At 31.2% G+C, this 16,500-nt stretch carries 18 protein-coding genes; 4 read left to right on the plus strand and 14 right to left on the minus strand.

What is annotated here, in order from left to right:
* Nucleotides 1-19: 19 nt before the first annotated feature.
* From rplI to GYM72_RS05135, 5 genes are all read right to left on the minus strand, one after another.
* Entirely contained in the window at nt 20-484 is a 465-nt protein-coding gene (gene rplI, locus GYM72_RS05115; RefSeq protein WP_105297734.1) for a 50S ribosomal protein L9, read from the minus strand.
* A gap of 20 nt (nt 485-504) precedes the next feature.
* Nucleotides 505-810 carry a 30S ribosomal protein S18 gene (gene rpsR, locus GYM72_RS05120; protein ID WP_055425972.1) on the minus strand — a complete coding sequence of 102 codons (306 nt, stop codon included), beginning with the start codon at nt 808-810 and terminating at the stop codon, nt 505-507.
* A gap of 3 nt (nt 811-813) precedes the next feature.
* A complete protein-coding gene (gene rpsF, locus GYM72_RS05125) occupies nt 814-1,155 on the minus strand; it encodes a 30S ribosomal protein S6 (RefSeq protein WP_105297735.1) in 342 nt (113 codons plus the stop codon).
* 166 nt (nt 1,156-1,321) lie between these two features.
* Nucleotides 1,322-2,371 carry a 3-dehydroquinate synthase gene (gene aroB / locus GYM72_RS05130; RefSeq protein ID WP_220263657.1) on the minus strand — a complete coding sequence of 350 codons (1,050 nt, stop codon included), beginning with the start codon at nt 2,369-2,371 and terminating at the stop codon, nt 1,322-1,324.
* A 24-nt stretch (nt 2,372-2,395) separates the two neighbouring features.
* Nucleotides 2,396-3,100, minus strand: a complete 705-nt coding sequence (locus GYM72_RS05135; RefSeq protein ID WP_220263658.1) for a zinc metallopeptidase — start codon at nt 3,098-3,100, stop codon at nt 2,396-2,398.
* 126 nt (nt 3,101-3,226) lie between these two features.
* Here GYM72_RS05135 and GYM72_RS05140 point away from each other — a divergent pair, with 126 nt between their 5' ends.
* Entirely contained in the window at nt 3,227-4,351 is a 1,125-nt protein-coding gene (locus GYM72_RS05140) for a GNAT family N-acetyltransferase (protein ID WP_220263659.1), read from the plus strand.
* A gap of 240 nt (nt 4,352-4,591) precedes the next feature.
* Here the strand turns inward: GYM72_RS05140 and GYM72_RS05145 are convergent, their stop codons facing one another.
* The 9 genes from GYM72_RS05145 to GYM72_RS05185 form a co-directional block, all read right to left on the minus strand.
* Nucleotides 4,592-5,368 carry a succinate dehydrogenase/fumarate reductase iron-sulfur subunit gene (locus GYM72_RS05145; protein ID WP_105297739.1) on the minus strand — a complete coding sequence of 259 codons (777 nt, stop codon included), beginning with the start codon at nt 5,366-5,368 and terminating at the stop codon, nt 4,592-4,594.
* Between the two features lie 21 nt (nt 5,369-5,389).
* On the minus strand, nt 5,390-7,405 hold the full coding sequence (locus GYM72_RS05150; protein ID WP_220263660.1) for a fumarate reductase/succinate dehydrogenase flavoprotein subunit: 2,016 nt from the start codon (nt 7,403-7,405) through the stop codon (nt 5,390-5,392).
* Between the two features lie 22 nt (nt 7,406-7,427).
* A complete protein-coding gene (locus GYM72_RS05155; protein ID WP_160543224.1) occupies nt 7,428-8,114 on the minus strand; it encodes a succinate dehydrogenase cytochrome b subunit in 687 nt (228 codons plus the stop codon).
* Between the two features lie 192 nt (nt 8,115-8,306).
* Entirely contained in the window at nt 8,307-9,149 is an 843-nt protein-coding gene (locus tag GYM72_RS05160; protein WP_160543223.1) for an energy transducer TonB, read from the minus strand.
* A gap of 15 nt (nt 9,150-9,164) precedes the next feature.
* Nucleotides 9,165-9,701, minus strand: coding sequence for a biopolymer transporter ExbD (locus tag GYM72_RS05165; RefSeq protein ID WP_160543222.1), 537 nt, complete (start codon nt 9,699-9,701; stop codon nt 9,165-9,167).
* Between the two features lie 36 nt (nt 9,702-9,737).
* On the minus strand, nt 9,738-10,349 hold the full coding sequence (locus GYM72_RS05170) for a biopolymer transporter ExbD (protein ID WP_105297743.1): 612 nt from the start codon (nt 10,347-10,349) through the stop codon (nt 9,738-9,740).
* A gap of 81 nt (nt 10,350-10,430) precedes the next feature.
* Nucleotides 10,431-11,246: a MotA/TolQ/ExbB proton channel family protein gene (locus GYM72_RS05175; RefSeq protein ID WP_160543221.1), complete on the minus strand. Its 816-nt coding sequence runs from the start codon at nt 11,244-11,246 to the stop codon at nt 10,431-10,433.
* 210 nt (nt 11,247-11,456) lie between these two features.
* Nucleotides 11,457-11,918 carry a pantetheine-phosphate adenylyltransferase gene (gene coaD, locus GYM72_RS05180; protein ID WP_105297745.1) on the minus strand — a complete coding sequence of 154 codons (462 nt, stop codon included), beginning with the start codon at nt 11,916-11,918 and terminating at the stop codon, nt 11,457-11,459.
* Between the two features lie 2 nt (nt 11,919-11,920).
* Nucleotides 11,921-12,901 carry a D-alanine--D-alanine ligase gene (locus tag GYM72_RS05185; protein ID WP_220264958.1) on the minus strand — a complete coding sequence of 327 codons (981 nt, stop codon included), beginning with the start codon at nt 12,899-12,901 and terminating at the stop codon, nt 11,921-11,923.
* A 137-nt stretch (nt 12,902-13,038) separates the two neighbouring features.
* On the opposite strand from GYM72_RS05185, the gene GYM72_RS05190 reads away from it, so the two are divergent.
* From GYM72_RS05190 to GYM72_RS05200, 3 genes are read left to right on the plus strand one after another with little or no spacing between them, the layout of a single operon-like run.
* Nucleotides 13,039-14,034: a PASTA domain-containing protein gene (locus GYM72_RS05190; protein WP_220263661.1), complete on the plus strand. Its 996-nt coding sequence runs from the start codon at nt 13,039-13,041 to the stop codon at nt 14,032-14,034.
* Between the two features lie 27 nt (nt 14,035-14,061).
* Complete coding sequence (locus GYM72_RS05195) at nt 14,062-15,105, plus strand: RluA family pseudouridine synthase (protein WP_220263662.1); 1,044 nt, start codon at nt 14,062-14,064, stop codon at nt 15,103-15,105.
* A 19-nt stretch (nt 15,106-15,124) separates the two neighbouring features.
* Nucleotides 15,125-16,495, plus strand: coding sequence for a hypothetical protein (locus GYM72_RS05200; protein ID WP_220263663.1), 1,371 nt, complete (start codon nt 15,125-15,127; stop codon nt 16,493-16,495).
* Nucleotides 16,496-16,500: the final 5 nt, after the last annotated feature.

The following is a 16,500-nucleotide window of genomic DNA, read 5'->3' on the forward strand; positions in this document are numbered from 1 at the left end:
TTACTTTTTACAAATTATATTATTCTTCTGCAGCAACTCCATCGGAAACTACATCAAAGGAATAGTCATATTCAACGGTTCTGTGTAAACGAATTTTTGCTGTATATTTTCCTAGTCTTTTAATAGTATTTCCAGGAATTTTAATGTATTTTTTATCTACATTAACTCCGGCTTTTGCTAATGCTTCTGCTAAGTCTGAATTGTTAATAGAACCGAACAATTTATCTCCGGCACCTACTTTTGCAGGAATAGAAACTACTACTTCTTTTAATTTTGCAACGATATCGTTAGCTGCTTTAACTTGAGCTGCTTCTTCTGCTTCTCTTTCTTTTAAAGTAGCTTCTAATGCTGCTTTATTTTTAGGAGTTGCTAATAAAGCAAATCCTTTAGGTATTAAAAAGTTACGAGCATAACCCGGTTTTACGCTAACCACGTCAAACTCTAGTCCTAAATTTTCAACGTCTTGTTTAAGAATTACTTCCATGATCTCTTTTTTTCTTTAAATTAAGGTTTTAATTGATCTCCAACATATGGCAATAATGCTAAATGTCTTGCTCTTTTAATTGCTTGAGATACTTTTCTTTGAAATTTTAAAGATGTTCCGGTAAGTCTTCTTGGAAGGATTTTACCTTGCTCATTCACAAATTTCAATAAGAAATCAGGATCTTTATAATCAACGTATTTTATACCGTATTTTTTAAAACGGCAATATTTTTTTTCTGTCTTAGTCTCAATATCTAATTGACTTAAGAATTTTACTTCACTGACATTTCCTCCTGCTGCCTGTTTTGCTAATTCATCAATTGCCATGTCTTATTTTTTTAATGATTTAACTTTTTCTTCTCTTTTTCTAGCCCATTCTACCCCGTGCTTGTCTAATTTCACAGTTAAGAATCTTAATACTCTTTCATCTCTCTTGAATGCTAATTCTAATGTATTAACAATTTCTCCGGGAGCTTGAAACTCAATCAGATTGTAAAATCCATTTCTTTTAAGTTGAATTGGATATGCTAATTTTTTTAATCCCCAGTTTTCCTGGTTTACAATAGTTGCATTGTTTTCTTTGAGTAAAGCCTCAAATGATTTAACTGCTTCCTCTACCTGAGAATCAGACAGAACGGGAGTTAAAATGAAAACAGTTTCGTAATGATTCATAGATCAAAATTTTTTAATTATTTTTTTCGAAGTGCAAATATATAGATTTTTATTGGTTTTGCAAAATGAAATCTACATATATAGATTGAAAAAAGTGATACCTATTAGAGTTAGCTAATTTCATTATATTTTTCTCAATTGGTTAATTAAACCATATTCAACCTTCTTACTCTATATATAAATAAATTGCCTCTTTAATAAGTTCTTTTTCCACAGAAATATCATAAACTGCTTGTCCTATTTTTTCCAATAAAACAAATTTAATTTCCCTATTCACATTTTTTTTATCGTTTTGCATGAATGAAAAAATATCATCAAAATAGTCTTTCTTCAGAATTAATTTAGTATACAAGGAAGAAATATATAGCTTAATCTCTTCGTATTCGGGATAAGAAAGAAAGCCTTTTTTCATGGAAATATAACTTTCTACAATCATTCCCATGGCTACCCCTTCTCCATGCAAAATAGGGGTATTATTTTCTAAAAAGAAACTTTCTACTGCATGACCTACGGTATGACCAAAATTTAATATTTTCCTTAATCCTGATTCGGTAAAATCATTTGAAACTACATTCTTTTTTATTTCAATACTGGTCTTTATCAATGGTTCTAAATAATCGGGATTTCTATCATCTAAGCGAATTATTTCTTCCCAGTATTTTTTATCTGCAATTAGTCCGTGCTTAATAATTTCTGCAAAACCGCTTAAAATTTGCTCGGTAGGAAGCGTAGTAAGAAAACCAACATCTACATGGACTAATTGAGGTAAAACAAAGTTACCTATTTGATTTTTATGACTGCCTAAATCAACGCCCGTTTTTCCTCCAATGGAGGCATCCACCATTGCTAAAAGTGTGGTTGGAATATTTATGAAAGGAATTCCTCTCTTGTAACAGTTTGCTACAAATCCTCCCATATCCGTTAGTACTCCCCCTCCAACATTTATCAGTAAGGCTTTTCTATCTATTTTGAGTTCTGTTAAAGCCTCCCATAAATTTATACATATATATAAATTTTTATTATGTTCTCCTGAATCAATTTCCAAAATTTCAATTTCAGCAGAACTTTCAATTTCAGTAATAATTTTTGGGTAGCATACCTCATGCGTATTTTCATCCACCAAAAAAACTATTTTGGAAGGTTGATAGCTTTGAATATACTTATTGATTTCTTTGATTCCTTCAACTCCGTAATATATAGGATTTATAAAATTCATAACTCGTTATGATTGGCTTATTAGTTAGTCATTTCTTCGATTATTTCCTAAAAATATCATGACAAAATAAATTAATTGAGCTAAAGATCCGGCAGCTGATACTAAATAAGTTCTTGCTGCCCATTTCAAAGCATCTTTACATTCATCATATTCACCGGGTTGAACGACATGATTATTTTCTAACCATTTTAATGCTCTGTTACTGGCATCATATTCTACTGGTAAGGTGATAAATGCAAAAAGGGTAGTTATGGCAAATAAACCTATTCCAACTCCTAATACAATCGTATTTCCTGAAAACACCATAATAGCTAACCCTGCTAATAACACCCATTGTAGAAATTTAGAACTAATACTAACTATGGGAACTAATTGGGAACGTAATTGTAACATGGAATATCCAACGGCATGCTGTACGGCATGTCCGCATTCATGAGCAGCAACCGCTGCTGCGGCTGTAGACCGCTGGTTATAAACACCTTCAGATAAATTAACGGTTTTATTTACCGGATTGTAATGATCTGTTAACATTCCGGGAGTTGATGTAACTTTAATATCGGTTATTCCATTATCTCGTAACATCTTTTCTGCAATTTCTTTTCCGCTCAACCCATTAGATAACCTTGTTTTGGAGTATTTTTCAAATTTTGATTTTAATTGTCCTTGGACAATCGTACTTACTATGAAAATAATTGCTGTTATTAATAAATAAATGGGATCGTTTACCATAATTGTTTAAATTCTTTATAGACTTATTATTCTTGTAAATTTTAAAATTAATTTATACTAAGTATATTTGCTAAAATTATAACTTTTTAGTTGTAAAACCAAAAAGACTTGTAAATCTAACAGTACATGAACAAAATTAGTATTAACGAGGTTATCACGAAATCAGATTTAAAAAATTTTGTAACATTTCCAACTAAACTCTATAAGAATAATCCTTATTATGTACCGGCGCTAATTTCCGAAGAAATGGCAATTTTCGACGAAACTAAAAATCCTGTTTTTGAATTTTCAACATGTAAAAAATTTCTTGCCTACAGGGATAATGAAATCGTTGGAAGAATTGCTTTGATTATCAATAAAAATGAGGAAAAATTTTCCGGTATAAAGAAACTACGATTCGGTTGGTTTGATGTTATAGATGATCTTGAAGTTACCAAAAGACTTTTAGATAAAGCTTATGAAATGGCTGAGGAAAAGGGTATTCAACGAGTTGAAGGACCGGTTGGTTTTACTAATCTTGATAAGGCGGGATTTTTAAGTAAAGGATATGATAAATTAGCTACTATGATTGGTATTTATAATTTTCCTTATTATCATGATCATTTTAAAAAATTAGGTTTTACTGAAGCTAATGAATGGGTTGAATTTTACATTGAAGTTGTTAAAGAATTACCGGATAAAGTTATTCGGTTCTCCGACTTATTAAAGCAAAAATATAAACTAAAATCTTTACAGTTTAAAACGAAAGATGAATTAATTGAGCGAGCGGATGAAATTTTTAAATTGTTAGAAGATACCTACAAGATTTTACCTACTTATGTTCCTTTTTCGGATAAGCAAATACAATATTATAAGGAAAAATACATTCCATTTATAAACAAGGATTATGTAATCTGTATTGCAGATGAAAGTAATAATTTAGTGGGTTTTGCCATAACCATGCCTTCCTATTCCGTAGCCTTACAAAAAGCGAAAGGGAAATTATTTCCATTCGGATGGTATCATTTACTAAGAGCTTCCAAAAATAATGAATGGGCTAATTTTTATTTGATAGGCATCCATCCCGATTATCAAAAGAAAGGAATTACTGCCATTGTTTTGAAAGAATTCTTTGATTTATTTAACAATAAAGGAGTTAAATATTTGGAAACTAATCCTGAATTAGCAGATAATAAAAGTATTCAATTATTATGGAAGGATTATAATCCTATTAATCATAAAAAAAGAAAAACTTATTATAAGGAAATATAATATTTTGAATTCATTTGAAATTTTACCAAAGGTAATTCTGAATTATAATAATTATGAAAGATTATTAACGTTTACGGATCAATTAAGCTTGTAAAATATCTTTAATTTTTTTGGGATAAATAGTTTTCGTATTAGTAATACTGATACACAATGTTAATATAGTAGATGAGATTATAAAATAAAAAAACAGTTCGAAACGTACGCTTCGAACTGTAAATTATACTTAAAAATATTTGACAATTATTCTGCCTTAATATCATTTACAATACTGGCATGTAGAAATTCTCTGTTCATTCTGGCTATATTTTCAAGAGAAATTCCTTTAGGACATTCAACCTCACAAGCTCCTGTATTGGTGCAGTTACCAAATCCTTCTTCATCCATTTTTCTAACCATATTTAATACCCTGCGGGTAGCTTCTATTTTACCTTGAGGTAATAATGCATATTGAGAAACTTTAGCAGAAACAAACAACATGGCTGATCCATTTTTACAAGTAGCCACACAAGCTCCACAACCAATGCAAGCGGCTGCAGCAAATGCTTTATCTGCTTTTTCTTTTTCAATTGGTATCGCATTAGCATCAATTGTATTTCCTGAAGTATTCACAGAAACAAATCCTCCGGCATGTTGAATTCTGTCAAATGCAGTTCTATCAACAATTAGATCCTTAATTACAGGAAAAGCTGCTGATCTCCAAGGTTCAATAACAATAGTGTCTCCATCATTAAACATTCTCATGTGTAATTGACAAGTGGTTATTCCTCGATCCGGACCATGAGCCCTTCCATTTATATATAGTGAACACATTCCGCATATTCCTTCACGACAATCATGATCGAATGCAACGGGTTCTTTATCTTGTTCTACTAATTGCTCATTTAGCATATCTAACATTTCTAAAAATGAACTTTCAGTAGATACTCCTTCTAATTTATATTCTTCAAATTTTCCTTTTTGTCCCCTACCTGCTTGTTTCCAAACTTTTAGTGTTAGGTTTAATAATTTTCCTGCCATTTTTTTATTTTTATTTACAGGTTATTTATAATTTCTTGCTGCTATTTTAATGTATTTGTAATTTAGATCTTCCTTATGCAGAATTTCTTTATTTAAATCTTCACCATTATACTCCCAAACGGCTACATAAGAATATTCTTCATCATTACGCAGCGTTTCACCGTCTTCTGTTTGGTATTCAATTCGGAAATGTCCTCCGCATGATTCATTTCTATTCAATGCATCCATGGCCATTAATTGACCTAATTCTAGGAAATCTGCCACTCTACCCGCTTTTTCAAGTTCCATATTAATCGTATTATCGGAACCCGGTACTTTAACATCTCTCCAAAATTCTTTTCTGATTTCTTCTATTTCAGAGATTGCTTCTTTTAATCCTTTTTCATCCCGAGCCATACCTACTTTGTTCCACATGACACGACCTAATTTTTTATGAAAATAATCAACGGTTTTAGTCCCTTTATTGGTTAGAAAATGATGAATTCTATCTTTGACTTGTTTTTCAGCTTCTACGAATTCCGGTAAGTCTGTTGATATCGGCCCGGTACGTATATCATCGGCCAAATAGTCAGCAATAGTATACGGCAAAACAAAATACCCATCGGCTAACCCTTGCATTAAGGCTGACGCTCCTAAGCGGTTAGCTCCATGATCAGAGAAATTAGCTTCACCGGTTACAAAACATCCCGGAATGGTACTCATTAGGTTATAATCAACCCAAATTCCTCCCATAGTATAGTGAACTGCAGGATATATTTTCATTGGAGTTTCGTATGGATTATCACCCGTAATTTTTTCATACATGGTAAATAAGTTTCCATATTTTTCTTCAACTACTTTTTTTCCTAATTTAATAATTTCTTCTTGTGATGGATTGTGAATATCCAGCTCATTTGCTTTTTCTTTACCGTATTTTACAAAAGATGAAGAAAAATCCAAATAAACTCCTTCTCCGGTAGCATTATTTTCGATTCCGTATCCTGCATCACATCGTTCTTTTGCTGCACGTGAAGCCACATCTCTTGGAACTAAATTTCCAAAAGCCGGATATCTTCTTTCCAAATAGTAATCCCTGTCTTCTTCAGCTATTTCAGTAGGTTTCAATTTTCCTGCACGTATAGCTTGTGAATCTTCAATTTTTTTAGGTACCCAAATTCGCCCGTCATTTCTTAAAGATTCTGACATTAGGGTTAATTTGGATTGTTGATCTCCATGAACCGGAATACAAGTCGGGTGAATTTGTGTAAAACAAGGATTACCAAAGGCTGCCCCTTTTTTATGTATTTTCCAAACTGCTGTTCCATTCGATCCCATCGCGTTGGTTGATAAGAAAAATACATTTCCGTATCCTCCTGAACCTATAACAACCGCATGAGCAGAGTGTCTTTGTATTTCTCCGGTAACCAGATCTCTGGCTATAATTCCTCTAGCTTTTCCATCAACCACTACCAGATCAAGCATTTCATGTCTATTAAACATTTGTAAACGCCCTTTACCTATTTGTCTGTTCATTGCGGAATAAGCACCTAGTAATAGTTGCTGTCCGGTTTGTCCTGCTGCATAAAAGGTTCTTTGTACCTGTGTACCCCCGAATGATCGGTTATCTAATAGTCCTCCGTATTCTCTTGCAAAAGGTACTCCTTGTGCCACACACTGGTCTATGATTGAATTGGAAACTTCAGCTAGTCTGTATACGTTTGCTTCTCTCGCTCTATAATCTCCTCCTTTAATTGTATCATAAAATAATCTGTAAACGCTGTCGCCATCATTTTGATAATTTTTAGCTGCATTGATCCCTCCTTGAGCTGCAATGGAGTGCGCACGTCGCGGGGAATCTTGATAACAGAAAGCTTTTACATTATACCCCATCTCTGCTAACGATGCTGCTGCTGCACCTCCCGCTAATCCTGTACCTATTACAATTATATCTATTTTTCCTCGGTTATTGGGCGCAACCAAACGCATATGATCTTTATGATTTTTCCATTTTTCATGGATATCTCCTTCCGGTATTTTTGATTCTAATTTTATACCCATAATAGTATTTTCTTAAAATAATTTAAATTAAACCATTGCCTTTGAAGTAAAAATAAATTGCAATTGCGGCAAATCCAACTGCGATAAATATAAAATATGCTTTTCCCAGTATTTTAATAACAGGAGTATAAATTTTATGATTAAATCCAACTGACTGGAAAGAAGATGCAAATCCATGACTTAAATGCAATCCTAAAAATATAAAAGCCAAGACGTATATTAAGGTATATACCGGACTTTTAAATAATTCTGTCACTAATAAATAATCATCTCCTACCGTACCGAATTTAATGGGAACAAAATAATTATAAAGGTGTAATAATAAAAATATTAAAATTAACAACCCTGTATAAATCATAGTTCTTGAATTAAAAGGAGTGTTTGCTGAAAACTGATTTACGGCATAACGTTCTTTTCCTCTTGCTTTTTGATTTCTGGAGGTTAATATAATACCTAAGAAGATGTGATAGATAAAGCCAAAAGCCAGTACATATTGCATAATCTGGATTAAGGGATTAGTTGCCATAAAATGTGACGCCTGATTAAAAATCACTTCTTCTTTAGGCAATAATTTTCCTTCATTATCTGTATTACCTGCAAATAGAGTTAAATTTATTCCTAAATGCACCAGTAAAAAAATCATGAGAAAAAAGCCTGTTAAAGCCATCATAAACTTTCTTCCTATGGAGGAAGAGTAAAATCTTGTCATAATACTTTAATGTTTAATTTTGGAATACAAATTTAAAAAACGTCTAACCCTGTGTGTTATGACTTATATCACCTTTCGTTCTTTTAGAATGCATCTAAATAATTTATTTCATTCGTATATAATTGTATATAAAAAAAAAACTATCTCTTTTAGAAAGAGATAGTTTTACTATTATTGTAAATAATTATAAAATTATTGTGGCAATCTGAATGCTACGGGTACTCTAAAATAAGATCTTACCGGTTGATTATTTACTTTGGCCGGAGTCCACATTTTACTGGTTTTCTTAATAGCTGCAATAGCTACTTCATCTAACCCGTCACCCAATTTTTTACCGGCAACCTGAACATCGGTTACGCTACCGTCTTTTTCTACCACGAAACGTACGGTTATTTTCCCTTCAGTTCCATTATCTATTGCTCGATCTGTATATTCCATATAACGGGCAATAAATTTACTTACTTCTTTCAATCCTCCTCCTTTAAATTCTGCTTCTTGATCTACTTGAGTAAATACTTTGTTAGGATCTGCAGGAGGGATTGGCGGTGGTGGTGCCGGAGGTACATCATTTTTAGGTCCATGAGATATGGCTGCATCTGTTGTATTTTTCCCCTCTTTATCTTCTAATCCAATTGCCTTGTCTTTGGTATCTTGAACTTTAGGAACGGTTTCTTCTTTAACCACAACCTTTTTAGGTTCAGGGATAACCATTTTTACTTGAGCTACTTCATCTTGCTGCACGGGTGGTGGCGGTGGCGGTTCATCTTTAGGTTCAAAGATTTCTTCTTTTTCCTCTTCAGGAGTTTGTATATCCGTTAATTCAATATTTACCGCCTTTTGGACTTCTCCGCTGTTGGCTTGCCATCTGTTATAAAAATATAATAACAAAACGAATGCAATAAAGATAGCCGTTCCTATAATAAATGCTCTTGTCAGATATTTTCTTTCTGTATTTCTTATCCAATAGGCTCCATAGTCTTTATTTTTATGTTCAAAAACTATGTCGTCTAAGGACTTCATATTATTTTCTGCCATTCTTTTAATTTTTCGTTAGTTATTAACTTTTTCTTTATATACTGCTTTTTCTTTTGAAGAAAGCTCTTTAATTCCGTATCGATCAGAATTAGTAATTTCCATTTCATCTAATATATCCACCAAGTTCTTATAACTTGAATCATCGGTAGGTTTTATAATCACAGTGAATTTATTTTGATCTGCTTGTTTCTGAGCTCGTAATATTTCTTTACGTATTCCTTCTTTTGAATAGTCGGATTCCATCAGAGTGGAAGCATTTAAATCCTGTTGTTCCTGTTGATGCCAATATATTTTATCGTCTTTTCCTAAAATTATAGTTAACGAATTCTTTGTTTTAATTTCAGGAATATTAGAAGGGGGGATTTCAACCTTTGGTGGCATGTTTAAATGCATGATATTGGGTTTACTGAATGTGGTTGTAAACATGAAAAATGTAATTAAAAGGAAACCTAAATCACACATCGGTGCCATATCCACATTAAGGTTCATTTTTTTAGCCCTTACCTTTCCATCCCCTTTTCCACTATTACTTGTATCTACGCCTGCTGACATATTTTTCTTTTTCGTTAATGGGTTAATTTAATTACATTATTCCGGTTTACTTTCGGCTGACGTAATTAATTGAAATTTATTCATATTCTTCTCCTGTAATCTAGATAAAAGATTTTTAAATACAGGATATTGCGTATTAACATCACCTTTGATCCCTAAGTCTAATGAATCGCCATTTTTCTTAGCTATTTCTCTAGCTTCAAAAACCCAATCGGTAATTTCAGGTTTTGCACTGTCTGCAGGTATTCCCTGAACTTTTACAGATTCTCTTTGTCCTTCCGGAATATTTAAATATTGCTTAAGACCGGTTATTGATACCCCGAAATCCGTTAATTTTTTAAATTCGCTTTTTTCTCTATCCGTAAAATTGATGCCATACTTCTTTCCCATTGCATCGAGCAATTGAACTTTGTATTTTTCCTCATCCATTGAGAAATAGTATTTTCCATCTGAAGTTATAGATATCTTCATCATTCCATGATCTCTGACTTTAATTTGAGATATAGATGAAGGCGGATCAATGGTTACCGTTTCTTTAGGCTTAAATTGTGTTGTCAAGATAAAGAACGTTAACAGCAACCACGCCAAATCACTCATTGGCGTCATATCTATGTGTATCCCGTGTCTTTTTGGTTTAACTCTTGCCATATTATTTTTTAAGTTTTTAAAATAATTTTTAATCTTATCTTTTTAATTTTCTTTACTCTTTAAAGAAAATTAGAAACTTAATTAATGGTGAGCAGAAAAAGACTGTTGAATACTTAAACCTATTTCATCAATTTTGAAAGTTAAAGTATCTATTCTTGATGTAAAATAGTTATAAGCAATTATAGCAAGTGCTGAAGTACCAATACCTAATGCAGTATTTACTAAGGCTTCAGATATACCTACTGATAAAGCAGCTGCATCCGGAGACCCACCTCCTTCACCTAATGCAAAGAATGCTTTGATCATACCGATTACGGTTCCCATTAAGGCAACTAATGTACCGATTGATGCTATTGTTGCTAAAATAGTCATATTTTTCTCAAGCATTGGCATTTCCAATGAGGTAGCTTCTTCTAATGTTTTGTTTAATGAAACTAATTTTTGTTCTTTATCTAAAGTTGTATCATTAGCTAATGCTCTATATGAAATTAACCCTTCTTTTACTACATTTCCTATAGAACCTTTTTGTTTATCACATAATGAAATGGCATTATTGATATCGTTTTTATCTAATAATACACGGATATCATTTACAAATTTTGTTAAGCTGTCTGTTCCTTCCGCTTTTCCAATGATAAAAAATCTTTCAATTGAAAATACGATAACCATAAGTAAAAAGGAAATCAAAAAAGGAACAATCACACCCCCTTTATGGATAATACCCATAAACGTTTTAGGGTCGCTATCGGTCGTATCACCTTTAAAATTTGAAGGTGCACCTAGTACAAAGTGATAAATGCATTCTCCTATAGCTATTAAAATAATGATCGTAATAAAAGGATTTAATCCTCCTACTCTAGTCTTTGAATTTGTTTGGGTTAATTGTTGTTTTTCCATCTGATATATAAATTAATTTTTTAACTATTCGTAAAAATATCACGTAAAATAAATACAAAAAAATTAACTAAGCAATAATTTTTATCTAAGTTTTACTAGATATTATTAACATTCCTCCTTCATTAATCGAACTTTATTTATTTTAAGAATATTGATTTCACAAAAAATCTTAGCAGCCGTTCTTTGTTATATATTATTTTAATAATAAATTTATATTCTAACTGCTTTTGGCACTAATATTTCATAATCTCCGTTATATCTCATTATTTCTCTTACAATGCTTGAACTTATGAAAGATTTTCCGGATGATGTTAAAAAGAATACGGTTTCTACAGATTTTTTTGCCAATGTGCGATTGGTATGTGCTATTGCTTTTTCAAACTCAAAATCTGCTGGATTTCTAAGACCTCTAATAATATAAGGAGCTTTTCTTTTTGCACAATAATCAATCGTAAGCCCATCAAAAGAGTCAACTTCTACATTAGGAAATATTTTAACTGTCTCACGTATCCATTCCATTCTTTTTTCTAAGGGAAACATATATTGTTTATTGGAATTATTTCCTATGGCAACAATAATTTTATCAAATAATGGGACAGCTCTTTCAATTATATTTGAATGTCCTAAGGTAATTGGATCAAAAGAACCAGGAAATACTGCTACTCTTTCCATGTTTATTTATTTTCAAATCTTTGTAATGCCATTGAAATTTCGTTGTCTAATAATTCCGAAAAATCTAGACCTGCTTGTTTAACTTGTTGTGGAAATATACTGGCCGGTGAGCATCCGGGAGTTGTATTAATTTCTAAGAAATAGGGTGTTCCATTAACTATTATGAAATCTAATCTTGAAAACCCGGTCATATCTAAAGATCTGTATATATGGGCCGCAGCCTCTCTTATTCGTTTATCTTCTTCTTCTGAAATAGGAGCGGGAGTTATTTCTTCTGATGCTCCCAAATATTTGGCTTCGTAATCAAAAAATTCATTTTTTGAAATTATTTCGGTTGTATTTACTACAACCACTTCTCCTTGATTTTTAAATACTCCTACTTGAACTTCTCTGCCTTCTAAATAACTTTCTATCAATACGGCTTTATCTTCTTTAAATGCAAAATTTAAGGCTGTTAAAAAATCATCCTTTTTTTTCACTTTTGATACTCCTAAACTCGATCCCGACTGATTGGGTTTAACAAAACAAGGCAAACCTACCTCTTCAATAATAGAATCAACATCTATATGATCTCCTTGATTTAAATAAACTGAGTTGGCTACCGATACATTAAATTTTTTAAGCACAGATAAAGTATCTCTTTTGTTAAATGTTAATGCAGAATTATAAAAAGAGGATCCTGAATAGGGAATATTCAGCAATTCCCAATATGCTTGCATCAATCCGTTTTCACCCGGATTTCCATGTATTGTATTTAACAACACATCAAAATGGATTTTTTTTTCATTTAACTGAAAACTAAAATCTCCTTTATTTATAGGATATGATTGATCATTTATAATGACATTCCATCCGTCTTTTAAAATGGTTATTTTAAAGACAGTATATTTTGATTTATTTATTTGAGAATAAAAATAATCACCGCTTTTTAAAGAAACGTTACTTTCTTCAGAATAGCCTCCCATTACAATTCCGACTGTCATCATAAAATTTCAATTATTATAATAGTAATTAATTATTTATTGTTATTTAGAGTTAGAACGTACAAAATTAAACATATTTTTAACTAATAAACCATAATATTTTTATTATTTATATATTTGCTTTGTAAAATGTAAGTATGAAATTCTTAAAACTGTTAGGATCTTGGCAATTTTGGGTCAGCATTATTCTAGCTATAGTAATATTTTTTGGACTTTTACAAGGAACCTTTCTATGGTTGAATGCTTACACAAATCACGGTGTTCAAGTGGAAGTTCCTAATTTAAATAATTTAACTCTGGATCAAGCAGTAGTTAAGCTTGAAGATAATGACTTGGAATATGAGATTGATACTTCTAAGTATGATCCTAAATATAAATCATATCAAATTTTAGATATATATCCTCTAATAGGTTCGCATGTTAAAAAAGGTAGAAGAATATTTATTCGAGCCAATGCCAAAACATGGAAACCTGTAACGGTACCTAATGTTATCGGAAAATATAAATATTTAGCTTTCAGCCAATTAGACTTAGTCGGATTAAAAGTTACCGATACGATTTATGAACCAAGTTTGGCAACAAATACGGTTCTAAAATTATTATATAAAGGTAAAGAAGTACAACCGGGTTTAACGTTACCCCGTTTTTCTCCTTTAACTATTGTATTGGCAAAAAGTCTTGCTAAAAATGTTTCCGTACCTAATTTTATTGGTTTAAACGAAGAAACAGCTAAAAAACTGATTACAGAAAACCTGTTTTCTATTGGTAATATAACCTATGATGATCCTGCCAAAACAGAAAATAATCATGTTTATTATCAAGTGCCTGCTCCTTTACTTGTTTATGATCAAGGCCAACCCATAGATTTATATCTTAGTAACAAGCCTTTGAGTAGCTTACGTGAAAAAATTAAAGAATTGGATCAAACATTTAACATTCATAAATATTCCGATTCTTTGAACGCTGTTGATTATTCTCATGATTTTATTAAACCTGATATAAATCATCAAAACATTCCTTCTTCTAACGAAACTACTAATAATAATTCTAACACTCACGAGAATTCGTCTCACCCCATTCAACTTCCTGAAGATAATACTTCGAAAAAACCTAAAAGATTAATATTGGAATAGTATAGTTAGAACAGATTTATAATTTTTATGGAGAAAAAAGATTTATTAGATACTGATCAGAATAATGATGCGGATGAATTATATGAACATTTTAAAATCACTGTAGATAAAGGTCAAGGTTCCGTACGTATTGATAAATATCTTGTAAATTTAATAGAAAATTCTACAAGAAATAAAATTCAAAAGGCTGCTCTTGCCGGTAATGTTTTAGTTAATAATATACCTGTAAAATCTAACTATAAGGTTAAGCCTAATGATATCGTTTCCATTGTTTTAGCACATCCTCCTCGTGATACGAGTATTGTTCCCCAAAATATTCCTATAGATATTATCTATGAAGATGAAGATTTATTGGTGGTTAATAAGAAAGCCGGAATGGTGGTACATCCCGGATTTGGAAATTTTGAAGGCACCCTAGTTAATGCTTTGGCTTACCATTTTGGTACTCTCCCCTATTTTCAAACAGACTTAGATAAACGTCCCGGACTAGTTCACAGGATTGATAAAGATACTTCGGGATTATTGGTAATTGCAAAAAATGAATTTGCGATGAATCATTTAGCTAAGCAATTTTTTAATAAGACTACTAAGAGGGTGTATAATGCATTAGTTTGGGGTAATTTTGAGGAAGATGAAGGAACTATAAATGGTCATATAGGACGCGATTTGAAAGACCGTATGCAAATGGCTGTTTTCCCTGATGGGTCTCATGGTAAACATGCGGTAACCCATTACAAAGTTTTAGAAAGATTCCGTTATGTAACATTGGTTGAATGTCAACTTGAGACCGGAAGAACTCACCAAATTAGGGCCCATATGAAATACTTAGGGCATATTCTTTTTAATGATGAAAGATACGGAGGTAACATTGTTCTAAAAGGAACTACTTTCACAAAATATAAACAATTTGTTGAAAATTGCTTTCATGTTCTTCCGCGACAAGCTTTGCATGCTCGTACCTTAGGTTTCGTTCATCCAAGAACAAAAAAAGAAATGTTTTTTGAAACTGAATTACCTGAGGATATGAAACAGGTGATTGAAAAATGGAGAAATTATATTTCCCATAATTAATCTTTATAAACTTTTTAGAATGTATTTATATAAAGAAATTAAAGAAAATTTTCCTTTAAGAACATTTTTATTAATTATAATTATCTGGATTGTTCTGGCTTTACTAAATTATGTGGCTATGCAATCGGGTATTTATACAGGTTTAGGATATTTGTTCCCAATTTCAGTTTTATACCCTTCTCATTTTACTATTACCGGGCCAATATATTTATTAATTTTTTTATGCATTGGATATTATAGTTTTTATAATGCTAGTAAATTTAATGCATTCAGTTGTTACATTTTTTGTACTTTATTAATATTATTCGGAAATTTAGGACAGGGAAATATTCATCTTGCAATGGTTGAATCTTTTTATATTAAAGGATATGAATATTATTCCGATGCAATTTTAATAAATGATTGGAAGTATTGGCTTGATCATTTTAACGAAAATCAACCCAATTTGTTGATCCATACTAAAACTCATCCCCCATTTATTACTTTATTTCATTATTTTATTCTATTTCTTTGTAATAATATTTTATTCTTATCAATATGTTTTTCCTTATTATCAACCTTATCATTTATTTTCATAAGAAAAATTCTTTTATTATTTTTAGGTAAAGAGTATTTATATCGTATCAATATTCTAACTTTATTATTTTCCATCATCCCTTCAGTGAATATTTATACAATAGTTTCTGTTGACGGTATAATTTTATCTTTTGCTACTATGTCTTTATGGGGAATAATTAAAACTGCCATAGATAATAAAATTACATTTAAATCCATATTACTTACTTTTGTTGGCTTAGCTGTTATGAGCAGTTTTACTTTTGGATCAACCTTCTTATTAGGTACATTCGGCTTATTCTCTTTTTTTCAACTTTTCAAAAATAAAAGCACTTTAATTTTAAAACTTTTAATAATTACTTGCATTTTATTATTCGTATATTTTGTTGCATTATACTTTCTATTAAATTATAATCACATAAAAACTTTTCAGATTGCCTCTTATTTAGAAAACAAAAATGGTTTTAGAGGTTTTTACCAACCTAAAGTATATATTAATACTAGAATAGAGGATATATCAGAGGTTTTATTATTTTTATCATTTGGATATGCTGCTGTAATATTGAATGCTAATAGAAAGTATTTAAATATCCTATTATCTCCAAATTCTAATAAAATTAATGTTCAATTATTTTACTCTGCTATCTTCACTTTTTTAGCTATGTTAGTTACGGGTGCATATGCTACCGGTGAAACTGCAAGAGCATGTTTATTTATATACCCTTTTTTCTTAATTATACTCACCAAATGCAATCAAATTACATTAAATATTATTTATTTCCTAGCTCTATTTCAAACATTTGGTATGCAGTTAATAGGTAATTTTCATTGGTAATAAAT

The sequence above is a fragment of the Apibacter sp. ESL0404 genome (genome assembly GCF_019469245.1).
Classification (GTDB): Bacteria; Bacteroidota; Bacteroidia; order Flavobacteriales; family Weeksellaceae; genus Apibacter.

What these genes read in the sequence shown, in the direction of transcription:
- rplI (WP_105297734.1), bottom strand. Translation starts at nt 484, where the DNA reads ATGGAAGTAATTCTTAAACAAGACGTTGAAAATTTAGGACTAGAGTTT.
- rpsR (WP_055425972.1), bottom strand. Translation starts at nt 810, where the DNA reads ATGGCAATTGATGAATTAGCAAAACAGGCAGCAGGAGGAAATGTCAGT.
- rpsF (WP_105297735.1), bottom strand. Translation starts at nt 1,155, where the DNA reads ATGAATCATTACGAAACTGTTTTCATTTTAACTCCCGTTCTGTCTGAT.
- aroB (WP_220263657.1), bottom strand. Translation starts at nt 2,371, where the DNA reads ATGAATTTTATAAATCCTATATATTACGGAGTTGAAGGAATCAAAGAA.
- GYM72_RS05135 (WP_220263658.1), bottom strand. Translation starts at nt 3,100, where the DNA reads ATGGTAAACGATCCCATTTATTTATTAATAACAGCAATTATTTTCATA.
- GYM72_RS05140 (WP_220263659.1), top strand. Translation starts at nt 3,227, where the DNA reads ATGAACAAAATTAGTATTAACGAGGTTATCACGAAATCAGATTTAAAA.
- GYM72_RS05145 (WP_105297739.1), bottom strand. Translation starts at nt 5,368, where the DNA reads ATGGCAGGAAAATTATTAAACCTAACACTAAAAGTTTGGAAACAAGCA.
- GYM72_RS05150 (WP_220263660.1), bottom strand. Translation starts at nt 7,405, where the DNA reads ATGGGTATAAAATTAGAATCAAAAATACCGGAAGGAGATATCCATGAA.
- GYM72_RS05155 (WP_160543224.1), bottom strand. Translation starts at nt 8,114, where the DNA reads ATGACAAGATTTTACTCTTCCTCCATAGGAAGAAAGTTTATGATGGCT.
- GYM72_RS05160 (WP_160543223.1), bottom strand. Translation starts at nt 9,149, where the DNA reads ATGGCAGAAAATAATATGAAGTCCTTAGACGACATAGTTTTTGAACAT.
- GYM72_RS05165 (WP_160543222.1), bottom strand. Translation starts at nt 9,701, where the DNA reads ATGTCAGCAGGCGTAGATACAAGTAATAGTGGAAAAGGGGATGGAAAG.
- GYM72_RS05170 (WP_105297743.1), bottom strand. Translation starts at nt 10,349, where the DNA reads ATGGCAAGAGTTAAACCAAAAAGACACGGGATACACATAGATATGACG.
- GYM72_RS05175 (WP_160543221.1), bottom strand. Translation starts at nt 11,246, where the DNA reads ATGGAAAAACAACAATTAACCCAAACAAATTCAAAGACTAGAGTAGGA.
- coaD (WP_105297745.1), bottom strand. Translation starts at nt 11,918, where the DNA reads ATGGAAAGAGTAGCAGTATTTCCTGGTTCTTTTGATCCAATTACCTTA.
- GYM72_RS05185 (WP_220264958.1), bottom strand. Translation starts at nt 12,901, where the DNA reads ATGACAGTCGGAATTGTAATGGGAGGCTATTCTGAAGAAAGTAACGTT.
- GYM72_RS05190 (WP_220263661.1), top strand. Translation starts at nt 13,039, where the DNA reads ATGAAATTCTTAAAACTGTTAGGATCTTGGCAATTTTGGGTCAGCATT.
- GYM72_RS05195 (WP_220263662.1), top strand. Translation starts at nt 14,062, where the DNA reads ATGGAGAAAAAAGATTTATTAGATACTGATCAGAATAATGATGCGGAT.
- GYM72_RS05200 (WP_220263663.1), top strand. Translation starts at nt 15,125, where the DNA reads ATGTATTTATATAAAGAAATTAAAGAAAATTTTCCTTTAAGAACATTT.